The sequence below is a fragment of the Curtobacterium sp. MCLR17_034 genome, from assembly GCF_003234485.1.
Classification (GTDB): domain Bacteria; phylum Actinomycetota; class Actinomycetes; order Actinomycetales; family Microbacteriaceae; genus Curtobacterium; species Curtobacterium flaccumfaciens.
In genome coordinates, this window is record NZ_QKTH01000022.1 from 12,197 (window position 1) to 26,202 (window position 14,006).

A 14,006-nucleotide genomic window follows, 5' to 3' on the forward strand; every position below is an offset into this window, starting at 1 on the left:
TTCGTGGAAGTCCTGTGGACGGTGTTGTCGGGTCGGGTCGTGTCTGGTTCTGGGTGCCGGGGGAGTGCGTCGGGTCAGAAGCGGCCGCCGCCGGAGAAGCCGCCGCCGTAGCTGCCGCCGCGTCCGCCCAGCAGGCCGCCGAGGACGAGACCGGTGACGAGGCCGCCGAGCTGGGCGCCGCCTCCGCCACCGCCCTGGCCGCCACCCCAGCCGCCGAGGTCGTCGTTGGCGGCGTCCATCGCGGCGGCCGCGTACTGCTCGGCCGCGCGGGCGGCGTTGAGCGCCTGGCCGGGGTTGCTCGGGGCGAGTTCGACGGCGTCGTCGTAGGCGCGCTGGGCCTCGGACAGCCGGGTCCGGGCGGTCGGGCCGATGCCGCCGCGGTGCAGGGAGACGTAGTCGCGGGCCTGGCTGGTCCGGTTCCGGGCGTCGCGCAGGGCTGCGTCGAGCGCCTGGGTGGCGCGCTGGCGCTGTTCCTCGGCACCCCGTGCCGCGGCGATGGCCTGGTCGATCTCGGTGTTCGCCCGGGTCAGCGCGTCGACGGCCGCCACCGGGTCCTTCGGGTCGAGCCCCTGGCGGAGCAAGGCCTCGGCGCGGGTGACCGCGGCGGCGAGGTCCGGCCCGCCCGAGCGCAGGCTGCGGGCGGCGGCGACGTCGCCCTGGATGTCGATGCGCATCGCCTCGGCGCGGGCGGTGGCCTCGTCGAAGGACTGCTCGGCGGCGAGTGCGCCGTCGGTGAGCTGCTGCACCTGGGCGAGCGCGTGCTGGGCGTCGCGCACGGCCACGACCGCCTCGCCCTTGTCGCCGGCGGCGATGGAGGCGGTGGCGGCGTTCGAGCGTTCTGTGGCGAAGGCGAGCACCTGGTGGGCCTGGTCGACGTTGTTCGCCACGGTGGCGAGGGTGCGGCCGGTGTAGCGGGCGCGGACGCGGTCGAGTGCCGCGGCGGCGGCCCCGACCGATGCCGGCGCGGCGGCCACGGCCTGGGCGAGCGATGCGGCCGCGTCCTCGATGCCGTCCTCGAGCGACCGGAGCTGGTCGAACGCCTCGGTCTGCTCCTCGATCGCGGCGTGCGCCCGTTCGCAGATCACGATGATCTGGTTCGCCCACTCGGCGCGCTGCTGGGGGGTGTCGGGGATCTCGTCGTCGAGCTGCTGCCGGATCGTGAAGGCCTTGCGGACCTCGCGCTGGGCGGCCTGCACGGCGTCGGCGAAGGGCTTGGCGGCGTCGGGGCCGAACTGCGCGCTCGCGAACCCGACCTCTTGCTCGGCGGTTCGGAGTTCGTCGTCGATGGTGACCAGGGCGCCGCCGGCGGTGCGTTCGAGGTCGGCGAGCGAGGCTTCCTGCGCCTCGGTCGCTGCGGCGGTGCGGCGCTTGTTCCGGGTCCGGATGACCAGGACCACGACGACGAGCCCGACGACCACGACGAGCAGCAGGATCCACAGCCAGGTCAGGTCCACCGGGGCCTGCGACTGGGTCAGCCCGTCGGCGAAGGCCACGGCGGCGCCGGACCAGTCATCCTGCTTGAGCTCGGGGAGCAGCGAGTCGTTGACGGCGTTCTCCACGTCGGACGAGGAGATCGCGGTCTCGTTCGTCTGCTGCACGTCGTAGTTCCGCTCGTCGACCGCGACCGAGAGCAGGATGCCGTCGGTGTCGATCTGGTTCTGCTCGAGCACGGCCCGGCCCCACTCGGTGTGGTCGGTGGGGTCGGTGAAGGACGGCACGAACACGACGAACAGCTGCGTCTGGGTCTCGGCGTACAGGTCCTGCACGGCCTGCTCGACCTTCGACTGCTGGGATGCGGTCAGCGCGTCGGCCTCGTCGAGGACGTACGCGCCGCCCAGATCGACGGGCGCCGTGGCGTGGGCGGTCGCTGCCGGAGCCAGGACGATCAGCATCGCGACGAGGGCGGCCGTCACACGGCTCCACAGCCGCGTTGTCCCCCTGTGCCCGCTCGATCCGTCCGTGCCCGATCCGTGCTGGACCGCTCGCATCCGTCCTCCGTCCGTCGCCGGCCGGTACCCCGTGGCACCGCACCGGACCGCGCCACGAGTGCGCTGTCGCCCGGAGTCTATCCAGGCCACGCAGGGGCACCGCCAGACTCTGGGGGAACGCTCCGGACCGTGCTTCCTGTGGACGTCTTGTCCCCCGTACCGGGGTATGCTGGCGCCACTGTTCGAGGATGAACGGAAGGGGAAGAACGATGGAACGCACCACGAGCACCGAGGTCGTCCCGCTCGAGGACGGCTACCACCGGGTGTCGACTCCGGCGACGGGTGTGATCGGTTTCGTGCGCGAGCACGATGGCCGTTACGAGGTCCTGCGCGGACGAGTTCGCCAGGCGACCCGCTCCGAGGGGCAGTACAGCACCATGAACGTCGCGCTCATCGCGCTGACGCACGCCTGATCCGCTCTGGGCGCGACCACACGACCGACGGGCGCTGCCCCGGTCGGTGGGTCGCGCCTCCAGACCGTCACGGTGACGCTCCGGACGCCGGCTGCTGACCGCGCGGACGACCGGGAGGCCCTGGTCGCCGCCGTCGTGTCGGCGACCGGCGCCGAGCCGGTCGCGGTGCGCGCGGGGCGCGTCTGCCCGCACTGCGCGGGGACCGACCACGGTCGTCCGTGGGCGACCGTCGCGGGCGTCACGGTCGGCGTGAGCCTGTCGCGCGCACCGGGCGTCGTCGCCCTCGCGGTCGGACCGTCGGCACTCGGTGTCGACGTCGAACGGGTGTCGCGGGTCGCCGCCGCGCCGCTCGACGCATTCACTCCGGGGGAGCTGCTCCGGGCTGACGGAGACCCGGTGCTCCTCGCGGCAGCGTGGGCGGCGAAGGAAGCGGTGCTGAAACGCGACGGACGCGGGCTGCGCGTCGACCCGCTCGCGGTGGAGGTCGACGTGGCCGCCGTCACCGCCGTGTTCGAGGGTGCCGAACAACCGCTCACCGTGCTGTACCCCGCACCGGACGTCATGCTCGTCGTCGCGGCGGGTGGCCTGCACGTCGAGGTCGTCGGGGCGGTCAGCGGGGGAGCGTGAGCACCTCGGCGCCGTCCTGGGTGATCGCGATGGTGTGCTCGGTGTGGGCGGTCCGCGCTCCGGTGGCACTCCGCAGGGTCCACCCGTCGGCGTCGGTGACCAGGACGTCGGTGTCCGCCATCACCCACGGTTCGAGCGCGAGCAGGAGCCCGGGCCGGAGCGTGTAGCCGCGGCCGGGCCGCCCGGTGTTCGACACGTGCGGGTCCTGGTGCATGGTCGAGCCGATTCCGTGCCCGCCGAACTCGACGTTCACCGGGTAGCCCGCGGCTTCGAGCACGGTGCCGATCGCGTGGGACAGGTCACCGATGCGGGCGCCCGGTCCGGCGGCGGCGATGCCCGCGGCCAGCGCGCGTTCGGTGGCGTCGATGAGTGCGAGGTCCTCGGGGCGTGCGGTACCGACGACGAAGCTGATCGCGGCGTCGGCGGCGATGCCGTCCAGGGACACCGCGAGGTCGAGGGTCAGCAGGTCGCCGTCCTGCAGCACCCGGTCGTGCGGCAGCCCGTGCAGGACAGCGTCGTTCACGGCCGTGCAGATGTGGTGGCCGAACGGGCCGCGGCCGAACGAGGGTGCGTAGTCGACGTAGCAGGAGTCGGCACCGGCGGCCTCGATCATCTGCTTCGCCCACCGGTCGATCTCGAGCAGATTCGTGCCAACGCGGGTGCGTTCGCGCAGGGTCTGCAGGATCGTGCCGACGAGGGCTCCGGTGGCGCGGCCCTTGTCGACCTCGGCGGGGGTCAGGATCTCGATCACGCGGATGATCATACCGGTATTACTATGTGGTCATGGTCCGTCTCCCACTCCGCCCCGACGAGGTCGCGCGCGGTCGTCGCCTCGGTGCGCTGCTCCGTCGTGCCCGTGGTCCGCGATCGATCGTGGACACCGCCCTGGCCGCGGGGATCTCGCCGGAGACGCTCCGGAAGATCGAGACCGGCCGCATCGCGACGCCGGCGTTCTCGACCATCGCGTCGGTCGCGGGTGTGGTCGGGCTGTCGCTCGACGCGGTGTGGTCCGAGGTCAGCTGCGACCCGGCCGACGGCGAGCTGGCTGGCTAGCCGACGCGGCGGCGGAGCCTGCTGGCCGGCGCGGCGGCGGAGCCTGCTGATCGACGCGCCGGCGGCGCCTGCTAGCCAGCGGGCAGCGTCGGCACGGACGCCTCGTCGATCCAGGGTCCGGTCACCGCGCCGACGTCCGCGACGGGACGGCCGGCGGCGTCCGCGAACGCACGGAGCACGTCGGGCACGGTGACGGATCCGTGCCGGTGCTGCTCGGTGATGCTCCGCAGCCCGGCGAAGAAGGCGTCGTCGCCGAACGTGCGGCGGACGGCGTGCAGTGCGAGGGCGCCGCGCTTGTAGACGCGGTCGTCGAACATGTCCTTCGCGCCCGGGTCACCGACGACCAGGTCCTCCGGCTGTTCGAGCAGTCCCTGCCGGTACCGCTCGGCCAGCTGGTCGGCGGTGTCGTCGCCGCGGTCCTCGGACCACAGCCACTCGGCGTAGCAGGCGAACCCCTCGTGCAGCCAGATGTCCTGCCACCGGGTGACCGTGACGGAGTTGCCGAACCACTGGTGGGCGAGCTCGTGGGCGATGAGGCGGTCGGTGCCGTGCTCGCCGTCGATGTGGTTCCGGCCGAACACCGCCAGGCCGTGGGCCTCGAGCGGGATCTCGAGGTCGTCGTCGGTCACCACGACGCCGTACGCCGCGAACGGGTACGGGCCGAACCGGTCACCGAACAGCGCGAGCATCTCCGGCACCTGGCCGAAGTCGGTCTTCGCGGCGGCGGCGAGGTCGGCGGGGTGGTGCAGCGTGACGGGGACCCCGCTCGTGCGCAGCTTCGTGGTGCGGTACCGGCCGATCTGCACGGTCGCCAGGTAGGTCGCCATCGGCTCGGTGGTGGCGTAGGTCCAGCGTGTGCCGACGCGGTCGCGCTCCTTGGCGAGCAGCTCCCCGTTCGCCAGGACGTCGTACGCCGCCTCGGCCGCGATCTCGATCCGGTACGTGGCCTTGTCGTCGGGGCGGTCGTTGCACGGGAACCACGACGGCGCTCCCGTGGGCTGCGCGGCGACGATGACACCGTCGGACAGTTCCTCCCAGCCGAGCTGCCCCCACGCACTCCGGACGGGGTGCGGGGTACCGCGGTACCGCAGGTGCACGCTGAACACGGTGTCGGCGGCGATGGGGTCGGCCGGGGTGACCGTCACCTTGTGCGTCGCGGTCGAGACCTTCTTCGCCCGGCGTCCGTCGACGTCGACCCGGTCGACCGTGAGCCCGTGCAGGTCGATCACGACCTTCTCGAGCGGCTCCAGGGCGCGCGCGGTGATCGTGGCGGTGCCGTCCAGGCGGTTCGTGGCGACGCGGTAGTCGAGACGGAGCTCGTAGTGCTCGGCACTCCACCGTCGGTCGCCGCTGTGCGGGGTGTACGGGTCTGCGGCGGGATCGGAGGGCACGGGGACAGTCAACCTCATGGCGCCGGTGGGGCGGTCACCGAGGGTGCTGCCGATGTCCACGGAGCGATCGGGTTGCCGGACCAGCGGGAGCCCGTCGGCACCTGCTCACCCCGCATCACGAGCGAGGACGGCCCGACGGTCGCACCGGCACCGATGCCGGCCGCCGGCAGGACCACGCTGTGCGGCCCGAGCGTCGCACCCGCGTCGATCCGGACGGTGTCGAGCTGCATCACGCGGTCGTGGAACAGGTGCGTCTGCACGACCGTGCCCCGCGCCACCGACGCCCCGGAGCCGATGGTGACCAGGTCGGCTTCGGGCAGCCAGTACGTCTCGAGCCAGGTGCCGCGGCCGATCGTCGCACCGAGGCTCCGCAGCCAGACGGCCAGCGCGGGGGTGCCGGTGGCCTGCTCGGCGAACCAGGGCCGCGCGACGGTCTCGACGAAGGTGTCCTGCACCTCGTTGCGCCACACGAAGGACGACCACAGCGGGTGCTCCCGGGCGGTGATCCGACCGACGAACGCCCACTTCGCGATCGTCGACACCACGGCGGCGACGGCACCGGCGGCGATGAGCACCGGTCCGGCGAGCAGCACCGTCCACCCGATCCCGACGGCCGACCAGAGCGCCAGCAGTGCTCCGGCCACGCCGAGCGCGATGGCGGCGGAGACCATCGGGGCGACCAGGCGCAGCAGCTCCCAGCAGCCGCGGGCGACCTTGAGCCGCCGGGACGGACGGAACGTGCGCGCCTCGTCGAACTCCGTCGCCGCGCGCCGCAGCCGCACCGGGGGCGACCCGAGCCACGACGACCCGCGCTTGGCCTTCTTCGGCACAGCGGACAGCACCGCCACCAGGGCCTCGCGCGGCACCGAGCGTCCGGCACCCGTCATCCCGCTGTTGCCGAGGAACGCGCGACGGCCGACCTTCGAGCGACCGATCCGCACCCGACCGCCGCCGAGCTCGTACGTCGCCACCATCGTGTCGTCGGCCAGGAACGCCCCCGACGCGATCTGCGTCAGCGCCGGGATGAGCAGCACCGTCGAGATCTCGGTGTCCCGACCGACGCGGGCGCCGAGCAGCCGCAGCCACACCGGCGTCACGAGCGAGGCGTACAGCGGGAACAGCAGGGTGCGCGCCGCGTCGAGCACCCGCTCGGTCGACCACACCTGCCAGCCGATCCTGGAGCGCACCGGGTGCCGCCCCTCGTGCAGGCCGATGCCGAGCAGCCGCACCGCGACCACCACCAGCAGCGCGTACACCGCACCGGCGACGACCGTCGCCAGGGGGACCGTCAGCAGCGCACGGAGCACCGCGTCGCCCAGGGTCGACGCCCGCCCGACCAGGGCGAGGGCGACCAGCAGTCCGACCGCGACACCGACCACCGGCAACCCGGCCACGGCCAGGGACCCGGCCCCGTACGCGAGCAGCCAGCGTCGTCGGGTCGCGGGGCGGGCCTCCCGGTCGTCACGAGCCGACCCGGTGCGCTCCGCAGGTGCCCCTGCCCAGCGTTCGCCCGCGGGCACCGGGCCGCCGACGGCGGAACCCGCCGTGATCTCGGCACCCGCACCGACGTGCGCCCCCGGCAGCAGCGTCGTCCGGCTGCGCACCACGGCGTCCTCGTCGACGCGGACGTGCCCCAGGTGGAACACGTCGCCGTCGAGCCAGTGCCCGGCCAGGTCGACCTCGGGCTCGATCGAGGCACGCTTGCCGATCGTGAGCATCCCGGTCACCGGCGGCAGCGTGTGCAGGTCGACGTCCCTGCCGATCCGCGCACCGAGCGCCCGGGCGTAGTAGCTGATCCACGGGGCCCCCGCCGTCGAGGGGCCGTCGACCGCCTCGGCGATGCGCTCGGCCAGCCAGACCCGCAGGTGCACCGAACCGCCACGGGGGTACGACCCCGGCCGGACCCCGGCGAGCAGCAGCCGCGCCAGCACCACCGTCAGCGCCATCTTGCCGATCGGCGTCACGAACACCAGGAGCGCCAGCACCAGCACCGGCCAGGGCAGCACCGGCAGGAACGGCAGCGTCGTCGCGTGCAGCACCGCGGCCACCAGGGCCGTCCACGTCAGCACCCGCAACCCCCGGAGCACCTGCACCGGCAGCCCGAGCAGCGTCATCAGCAACCCCGTCGTCGGAGGCACCGGCGTGACGTCGCGCGACGATGCCGCCACCGGGCCGGACTCGTCCAGCGCCGCCGCCAACGCCCCGATCCGCGGGTGGTCGTAGACGTCCGCCACCGTCGTCGTCGGGAACCGCTCGCGGATGGCCGACACCAGCTGCGCCGCCGTCAGCGACCCACCGCCGTGGGCGAAGAAGTCGTCGTCGACGCTCGCCACCGGCACCCCGAGGATCGCCGACCACCGCTCGGCGATCCACGCCACCGTGTCCGGCAGCATCGCTGCGTCCGAGGCACCGGGCAACGGCCACGGCAGCGCCGCGCGGTCGACCTTGCCCGACGTCCGCGTCGGCAGCGACTCCACCACGGCCACCAACGGCACCAGCGCCGCCGGCAGCTCCTGCCGCAACCGGGCGTTCGCCGCGGCCACGTCCACCGTCGCCCCCGCTACCGAGGCCACGTACCCGACCAGCACCTGGTTGCCCGCCGGGGTCCGCTGCACCACCGCGGCCCCACCCGCCACGTCGTCCAGGGCCTGCAGCGCCGCATCGATCTCCCCGAGCTCGATCCGCCGGCCGCCGAGCTTCACCTGGTCGTCCGCACGCCCCTGGAACACCAGCCCCTCGGGCTCGTACCGCACCAGGTCTCCGCTCCGGTACGCCCGCTCCCACCCGAGCTCCGGGAACGGCGCGTACTTCTCCGCGTCCTTCGTCGGGTCCAGGTACCGCCCCAGCCCGACCCCGCCGATCACGAGCTCACCGACGCCGCCCGGCTCCACCCGCTGCCCGGCACCGTCCACCACCGCCAGGTCCCACCCGTCCAGCGGCAACCCGATCCGGATGGGCTGGCTCCCGTCGAGCAGGGACCCGCACGCCACCACCGTCGCCTCGGTCGGCCCGTACGTGTTCCACACCTCACGGTCACGACTCGCGATGCGCGCCGCCAGCTCCGGCGGGCACGCCTCACCGCCGAAGATCACCAGCCGCACCTGCTCCAGCGCATCGTCCGGCCACAGCGCCGCCAGCGTCGGCACCGTCGACACCACCGTGATCGTGTGCGCGATGAGCCACGGCCCCAGGTCCACCCCCGTCCGCACCAACGACCGGGGTGCCGGCACCAAGGCGGCACCGTGCCCCCATGCCAACCACATCTCCTCGCACGACGCGTCGAACGCCACGCTCAGCCCCGCCAGCACCCGGTCACCCGGACCGATCGGCGCCGCCTGCAGGAACATCCGCGCCTCGGCGTCCACGAACGCCGCAGCACTGCGGTGGGTGACCGCCACACCCTTCGGCACCCCGGTCGACCCGGACGTGAAGATGATCCACGCGTCGTCGGTCTCACGGGGGAGTTCGGCGCTCGCCGCAGGGTCCGTCACCGGCAGCTCCGTGCCGTCGCGGTCGCGCAGGACACCGCCCGCGCCGATCACCCCGACGACACCGGCCTCACCGAACACCAGGGTGGCGCGCTCCTCGGGGTCGTCCGCGTCGACCGGCACGTAGGCCGCCCCGGCGGCGAGCACGGCGAGGATCGACAGGTACAGGTCACGCCCGCCGGAGGGGATCCGCACCCCGACCCGGTCGCCCCGTCGGACACCGCGGCGGGCCAGGTCGTCGGCCTGCGCGCGCACGAGGTCGAGCAGGGCGGCGTAGTCGACGCTGCCGGCGGGGTCCTCGAGGGCGGTCGCGTCCGGGTGGGGCGCCGCGGTCGCCGCCAGGACGTCGAACAGGGTCCGTGGGGCGGGTGCGTCGCCGCCGCGGGCGAGTTCGAGCTGCGCGTTCCCGGTGCCGATGGTCATCGAGGCCTCTTCCCGGTCGCTTGCGGGACGACCGGCCCGTGATCCTAGAGGGTCGAGGTGTCCTGCTCGGGAACGGACGGTGCCGCACCGGTTGGCTCGACTGCCGCACCGGTCGGCTCGAGTGCCGCACCGCTCGCCTCGAGCGCCGCGCGTGCTGCGTCGAGCGCCGTCGCGATCCCCACCGAGTCGTCCAGCGAGTGCACCGGGGACTCCGTGCGACCCTCCGCCACGTACTGCGCGAGCGCCGCCGCCTGCCACACGAGTCCCTGACGACCCCGCAGCTCCGTCGGCTCCGCCCAGTGGTCCTGCCCACCCCGGTGGTGCACCGCGAACGACGCCGGGAACACGAAGTGGTCGGTGTACCGGACCGTGGCCCGGCTCCCGGCGATCACCGCCAGCCCCGGCGTCCACGCCGTCATCGACGTGGTCACCACCGCCTGCGCGCCACCCTCCGCCGTCGACACCGTGACGGACTGGAGGTCCACCCCGCGATCCGAGACCGCCCCCGTCGTGCTGCTGGTCACCGGGGCGCCGGTGGCGAACCGTGCGAACCAGTGCCCGTAGACGCCGGCGTCGAGGAGGGCACCCCCACCTGCGGCGGGGTCGAACATCCGGTCCGCCGGGTCCGGGTCGTGCGGCCACCCGACGTCGACCGTCGCGAGGCGGACGTCGCCGAGGACCCCGTCCGCGAGCAGACGGGCGATGACCGTGGTGCCCGGCAGGTACCGGGTCCACATCGCCTCCATCGCGAGGACGCCCGCGGCCCGGGCGGCGTCGGCGAGGGTGCGCGTGTCCGCCGCCGAGGTCGTCATCGGCTTCTCGACGAGCACGTGCTTGCCGGCGGCGATCGCGAGCAGTGCATGCCCGAGGTGCTGCGGGTGCGGCGAGGCGACGTAGACCACGTCGACGGACGGGTCCGCCACGAGGGCCTCGTACGACCCGTGCACACCGGGCACACCGTGGCGGGTGGCGAAGGCCGCGGCACGCTCGGGGGAGCGGGACCCCACGGCGACCACGCGCTGGTCGGAGTTCGCGTGCAGCGTCGCGGTGAAGTCGTTCGCGATCTCCCCGGGGCCGATCACACCCCACCGGAGCACGGGGCCGCCCCGCAGTGCGTGGACTCCGGGCACCGGGAACGTCATCGTCATGCCGGAACGCTACCGGGCGGGCGCGTTGCACGCCGCGCGGTCCGTCCTGTTGCTCACCCTCGAGGAGCACATGGTCCGTCCTGCTGCTCACCCTCGAGGCACCCAGCCACGAGACCGGCGACGAACCCGGAGGAGTCTCAACGGGGAAAGGTCGCCGCAGGCGACATCGCGCGCAGCTGACTGAGCGAAGCGAAGACAACTGCTTGCGCGGAAATGCGACTGTGCCCCCAGGAGGATTCGAACCTCCGCCCCTGCCTCCGGAGGGCAGTGCTCTATCCCCTGAGCTATGGGGGCCAAGGGGTGTGAACAACCGTAGCAGGTCCGCCGGGTGGTCCTGGACAGCGCGTGTCGCGGCGTGGACGTCGCGACGGGCGGCCTGGAGGCGCGGTGTGGGCCCGAAACGGGCCTCCAGGCCGCACGGTGCGAGCGTCGCGAGCCGGTGCGAGGTTCCGTGTCCCGTGCGGCGCTCGGAGCGCGCACCGCGCGCGCAACCGCGCACCGGGCGGCCGACTCGGCACGGTGCGAGCGTCGCGTTCCCGTGCGAGGTTCCGCGTTCCGTGCGGCGCTCGGAGCGCGCACCGCGCGCGCAACTTCGCACCGGACGGCGGACCCCGAACCGTGCGTGGCCGCCGCCGGGCTGGAGGCGGGGTGCGGGCCCGCCACGGGCCTCCCGTCCGCACGGTGCGAGCGTCGCAATCCCGTGCGAGGTTCCGCGTTCCGTGCGGCGCTGCAGGCGCGCACCACGCGCGCGACCTCGCACCGGACGGCGGAGCCCGAACCGTGCGTGGCTGCCGCCGGCCGGGAGGCGCGGTGCGGGCCCGCCACGGGCCTCCCGTCCGCACGGTGCGTCCGTCGAGATCCCGTGCGAGGTTCCGTGTTCCGTGCGGCGCAGCAAGCGCGCACCACGTGCGCAACCTCGCACCCGATGGCGGACACGGCACCGTGCGTGGCCGCCGCTGGCCGGGAGGCGCGGTGCCGGCCCGCCACGGGCCTCCCGTCCGCACGGTGCGAGCGACAAGATCCCGTGCGAGGTTCCGCGTTCCGTGCAGCGCTGCGAGCAGCGCACCACGTGCGCAACCTCGCACCAGACGGCGGCGGCCTCGCACGGTGCGCGGGGCCGCGCCCGTCAGCCCGCGGGCGTGGCCGTCGCCGACGCGGACGGCTGCAGCGCGGCCCGCACCGCGTCGACGACGGGCTGCGCCCCACCCGGCTCGGTGAACAGCGTCGACTGCGCGGTGATCCAGTACGGGTCGGCGAAGGCGTCGGCGCGGCCGACGTCGCCGTTCAGGGCGAAGTACCCCTCCACCCGGTAGGTGGGGACGGATCCGCCCCGCTCGTACAGGGCGTCCTTCAGGTTGGTGAGCGACTTCTCAGGCAGGTCGGCGACCGCGAGCGTGATCGCCGTGGCGTCCGCGTCGGTACTGACGAACCGGCACACGCGACCCTGTTGCTTCGCGATGGTCGCAGCGGGGGAGCCCTTCGCCGGGGTGAAGGAGTCGTCGAGCTCGAAGGTCTGCCCGTACACCGACAGCGCGCTGGCCGGCAGGAGCTCCGCGCAGGTCTGCGACACCGGCTTGCCCGCCGGGGTCGCGCTGGCCGACGGAGTGCTGTACCCGCCGCCCGAGCACCCGGCGAGCACGACGGCTGCTGCGGTGGTGAGGGTGGCGACGGTGAGCTCCCGGGCACGGCTGCGGGGGGTCATCCCGACATGATGCTGCATCGACCGGTGCGGACCTGGGCGTCCCGGTAGGATCGGTCCTCGTGACTCCTGCCGAACTCTCCGCCGCGTACCTGTCGATCCTGACCGGGATCGTCGAGCGCCGAGGCGCGTCCGAGACCGTGACGATCGAGGAGTCCCACGTGGTGCTCGAGCGTCCGAAGAACCGCGCCCACGGCGACTGGGCCTCGAACGCCGCCATGCAGCTCGCGAAGCGGCTCGGCACGAACCCGCGCGAGCTCGCGACCGAGATCGCCGGCGAGCTGACCGAGCTCGACGGTGTGGACTCCGTCGACGTCGCCGGCCCCGGCTTCATCAACATCACGCTCGAGGCGGCCGCCGCGGGTGAGATCGCGCGCACCATCGTGGACGGCGGCGAGTCCTTCGGCACGGGCGACCTGTACGACGGCGTCCGGATCAACCTGGAGTTCGTCTCCGCCAACCCCACCGGCCCGATCCACATGGGCGGCGTCCGCTGGGCCGCGGTCGGCGACAGCCTGGCCCGCGTGTTCCAGGCGCAGGGCGGGCTCGTCACCCGCGAGTACTACTTCAACGACCACGGCGCGCAGATCGACCGGTTCGCCCGCTCCCTCGTCGCCAGCGCCCTCGGTGAGCCCACGCCCGAGGACGGCTACGGCGGCGCCTACATCGCCGAGATCGCGGCACGGGTCATCGCGACCCTCGAGCCGGGCATCGATGTCCGCGACCTGCCGCGCGACGAGGCGCAGGAGCTCTTCCGTCGCGAGGGCGTCGACTTCATGTTCGCCGACATCAAGTCGTCACTGCACGACTTCGGCGTCGACTTCGACGTCTACTTCCACGAGAACGCCCTGCACGAGTCGAAGGCCGTCGAGCGTGCCATCGCCCGACTGCGGTCGGCCGGCGTGATGTACGAGGCCGAGGGCGCCGAGTGGCTCCGCACGACCGACTTCGGCGACGACCGCGACCGCGTCGTCATCAAGTCGGACGGCGAGCCCGCGTACATCGCCGGCGACCTGGCGTACTACCTCGACAAGCGCGAGCGCGGGTTCGAGCGGAACCTGATCATGCTCGGCGCCGACCACCACGGCTACGTCGGCCGGATGATGGCGATGTGCGCCGCGTTCGGGGACGAGCCCGGCAAGAACCTCGAGATCCTGATCGGGCAGATGGTCAACCTGCTCAAGGACGGCGAACCGATGCGCATGTCGAAGCGCAACGGCACCATCGTCACGATGGAGGACCTCGTCGACGCCGTCGGTGTCGACGCCGGCCGGTACGCCCTGGTCCGGTTCGCCAGCGACACCGCGATCGACATCGACCTCGACCTGCTCACGAAGCGCACGAACGACAACCCCGTCTTCTACGTGCAGTACGCCCACGCCCGCACGCAGTCGGTGGCCCGGAACGCCGCGGCGGCCGGGGTCGACCGGTCGGTGTTCGACGCCTCGCTGCTGACCCACGAGTCGGAGAGTGCGCTCCTCGGAGCCCTCGCCGAGTACCCGCGGCTGGTCCGGCACGCCGCCGAGCTGCGCGAGCCGCACCGCATCGCGCGGTACATCGAGCAGCTGGCCGGCCTGTACCACCGCTGGTACGACTCCTGCCGTGTCACGCCCCTCGGCGACGAGCCCGTGACCGACCTGCACCGCACGCGCCTGTGGCTGAACGACGCCACCGGCCAGGTCGTCCGCAACGGCCTCGGCCTGCTCGGCGTGTCGGCTCCGTCCCGCATGTAGCGGAGCGGCGGCGCGAGCAGACGGCCGAGCCGTTGCCGAAACG

At 73.5% G+C, this 14,006-nt stretch carries 10 protein-coding genes and 1 tRNA gene; 4 read left to right on the plus strand and 7 right to left on the minus strand.

Going from position 1 to position 14,006, the window contains the following annotated elements; translation table 11 throughout:
• Nucleotides 1–74: 74 nt before the first annotated feature.
• Nucleotides 75–1,913: a TPM domain-containing protein gene (locus tag DEI98_RS19020; protein WP_181438075.1), complete on the minus strand. Its 1,839-nt coding sequence runs from the start codon at nt 1,911–1,913 to the stop codon at nt 75–77.
• Between the two features lie 284 nt (nt 1,914–2,197).
• On the opposite strand from DEI98_RS19020, the gene DEI98_RS16565 reads away from it, so the two are divergent.
• Nucleotides 2,198–2,401 carry a hypothetical protein gene (locus DEI98_RS16565; protein WP_017885770.1) on the plus strand — a complete coding sequence of 68 codons (204 nt, stop codon included), beginning with the start codon at nt 2,198–2,200 and terminating at the stop codon, nt 2,399–2,401.
• A gap of 72 nt (nt 2,402–2,473) precedes the next feature.
• Nucleotides 2,474–3,028: a 4'-phosphopantetheinyl transferase superfamily protein gene (locus DEI98_RS16570; protein ID WP_111101364.1), complete on the plus strand. Its 555-nt coding sequence runs from the start codon at nt 2,474–2,476 to the stop codon at nt 3,026–3,028.
• On the opposite strand, the gene map is transcribed toward DEI98_RS16570, so the two are convergent.
• Nucleotides 3,012–3,779: a type I methionyl aminopeptidase gene (gene map / locus DEI98_RS16575; RefSeq protein WP_111101381.1), complete on the minus strand. Its 768-nt coding sequence runs from the start codon at nt 3,777–3,779 to the stop codon at nt 3,012–3,014. The two genes, DEI98_RS16570 and map, sit on opposite strands and share 17 nt — an antisense overlap.
• 32 nt (nt 3,780–3,811) lie before the next feature.
• Here map and DEI98_RS16580 point away from each other — a divergent pair, with 32 nt between their 5' ends.
• Entirely contained in the window at nt 3,812–4,081 is a 270-nt protein-coding gene (locus DEI98_RS16580) for a helix-turn-helix domain-containing protein (RefSeq protein ID WP_027465796.1), read from the plus strand.
• A 71-nt stretch (nt 4,082–4,152) separates the two neighbouring features.
• Here DEI98_RS16580 and DEI98_RS16585 read toward each other — a convergent pair whose 3' ends face one another.
• The 5 genes from DEI98_RS16585 to DEI98_RS16605 all read right to left on the minus strand — a co-directional run bounded on the left by DEI98_RS16585 (nt 4,153) and on the right by DEI98_RS16605 (nt 12,233).
• The gene (locus DEI98_RS16585) at nt 4,153–5,472 is read right to left on the minus strand and encodes a M1 family metallopeptidase (RefSeq protein ID WP_258370913.1); all 1,320 of its coding nucleotides are present in this window, start codon (nt 5,470–5,472) and stop codon (nt 4,153–4,155) included.
• Between the two features lie 14 nt (nt 5,473–5,486).
• Nucleotides 5,487–9,383, minus strand: a complete 3,897-nt coding sequence (locus tag DEI98_RS16590) for a Pls/PosA family non-ribosomal peptide synthetase (RefSeq protein ID WP_111101366.1) — start codon at nt 9,381–9,383, stop codon at nt 5,487–5,489.
• Nucleotides 9,384–9,427: 44 nt separating this feature from the next.
• The gene (locus DEI98_RS16595; RefSeq protein ID WP_258370914.1) at nt 9,428–10,531 is read right to left on the minus strand and encodes a Gfo/Idh/MocA family protein; all 1,104 of its coding nucleotides are present in this window, start codon (nt 10,529–10,531) and stop codon (nt 9,428–9,430) included.
• A gap of 222 nt (nt 10,532–10,753) precedes the next feature.
• Nucleotides 10,754–10,825, minus strand: a tRNA-Arg gene (locus DEI98_RS16600).
• Between the two features lie 832 nt (nt 10,826–11,657).
• Nucleotides 11,658–12,233 carry a hypothetical protein gene (locus DEI98_RS16605; protein ID WP_111101367.1) on the minus strand — a complete coding sequence of 192 codons (576 nt, stop codon included), beginning with the start codon at nt 12,231–12,233 and terminating at the stop codon, nt 11,658–11,660.
• 59 nt (nt 12,234–12,292) lie between these two features.
• On the opposite strand from DEI98_RS16605, the gene argS reads away from it, so the two are divergent.
• Nucleotides 12,293–13,963 carry an arginine--tRNA ligase gene (gene argS, locus DEI98_RS16610; RefSeq protein WP_111101368.1) on the plus strand — a complete coding sequence of 557 codons (1,671 nt, stop codon included), beginning with the start codon at nt 12,293–12,295 and terminating at the stop codon, nt 13,961–13,963.
• Nucleotides 13,964–14,006: the final 43 nt, after the last annotated feature.

Coding starts and splice junctions, on each gene's coding strand:
- DEI98_RS16565 (WP_017885770.1), top strand. CDS start 2,198: ATGGAACGCACCACGAGCACCGAGGTCGTCCCGCTCGAGGACGGCTAC.
- DEI98_RS16580 (WP_027465796.1), top strand. CDS start 3,812: ATGGTCCGTCTCCCACTCCGCCCCGACGAGGTCGCGCGCGGTCGTCGC.
- DEI98_RS16590 (WP_111101366.1), bottom strand. CDS start 9,383: ATGACCATCGGCACCGGGAACGCGCAGCTCGAACTCGCCCGCGGCGGC.
- DEI98_RS16595 (WP_258370914.1), bottom strand. CDS start 10,531: ATGACGATGACGTTCCCGGTGCCCGGAGTCCACGCACTGCGGGGCGGC.
- DEI98_RS16605 (WP_111101367.1), bottom strand. CDS start 12,233: ATGACCCCCCGCAGCCGTGCCCGGGAGCTCACCGTCGCCACCCTCACC.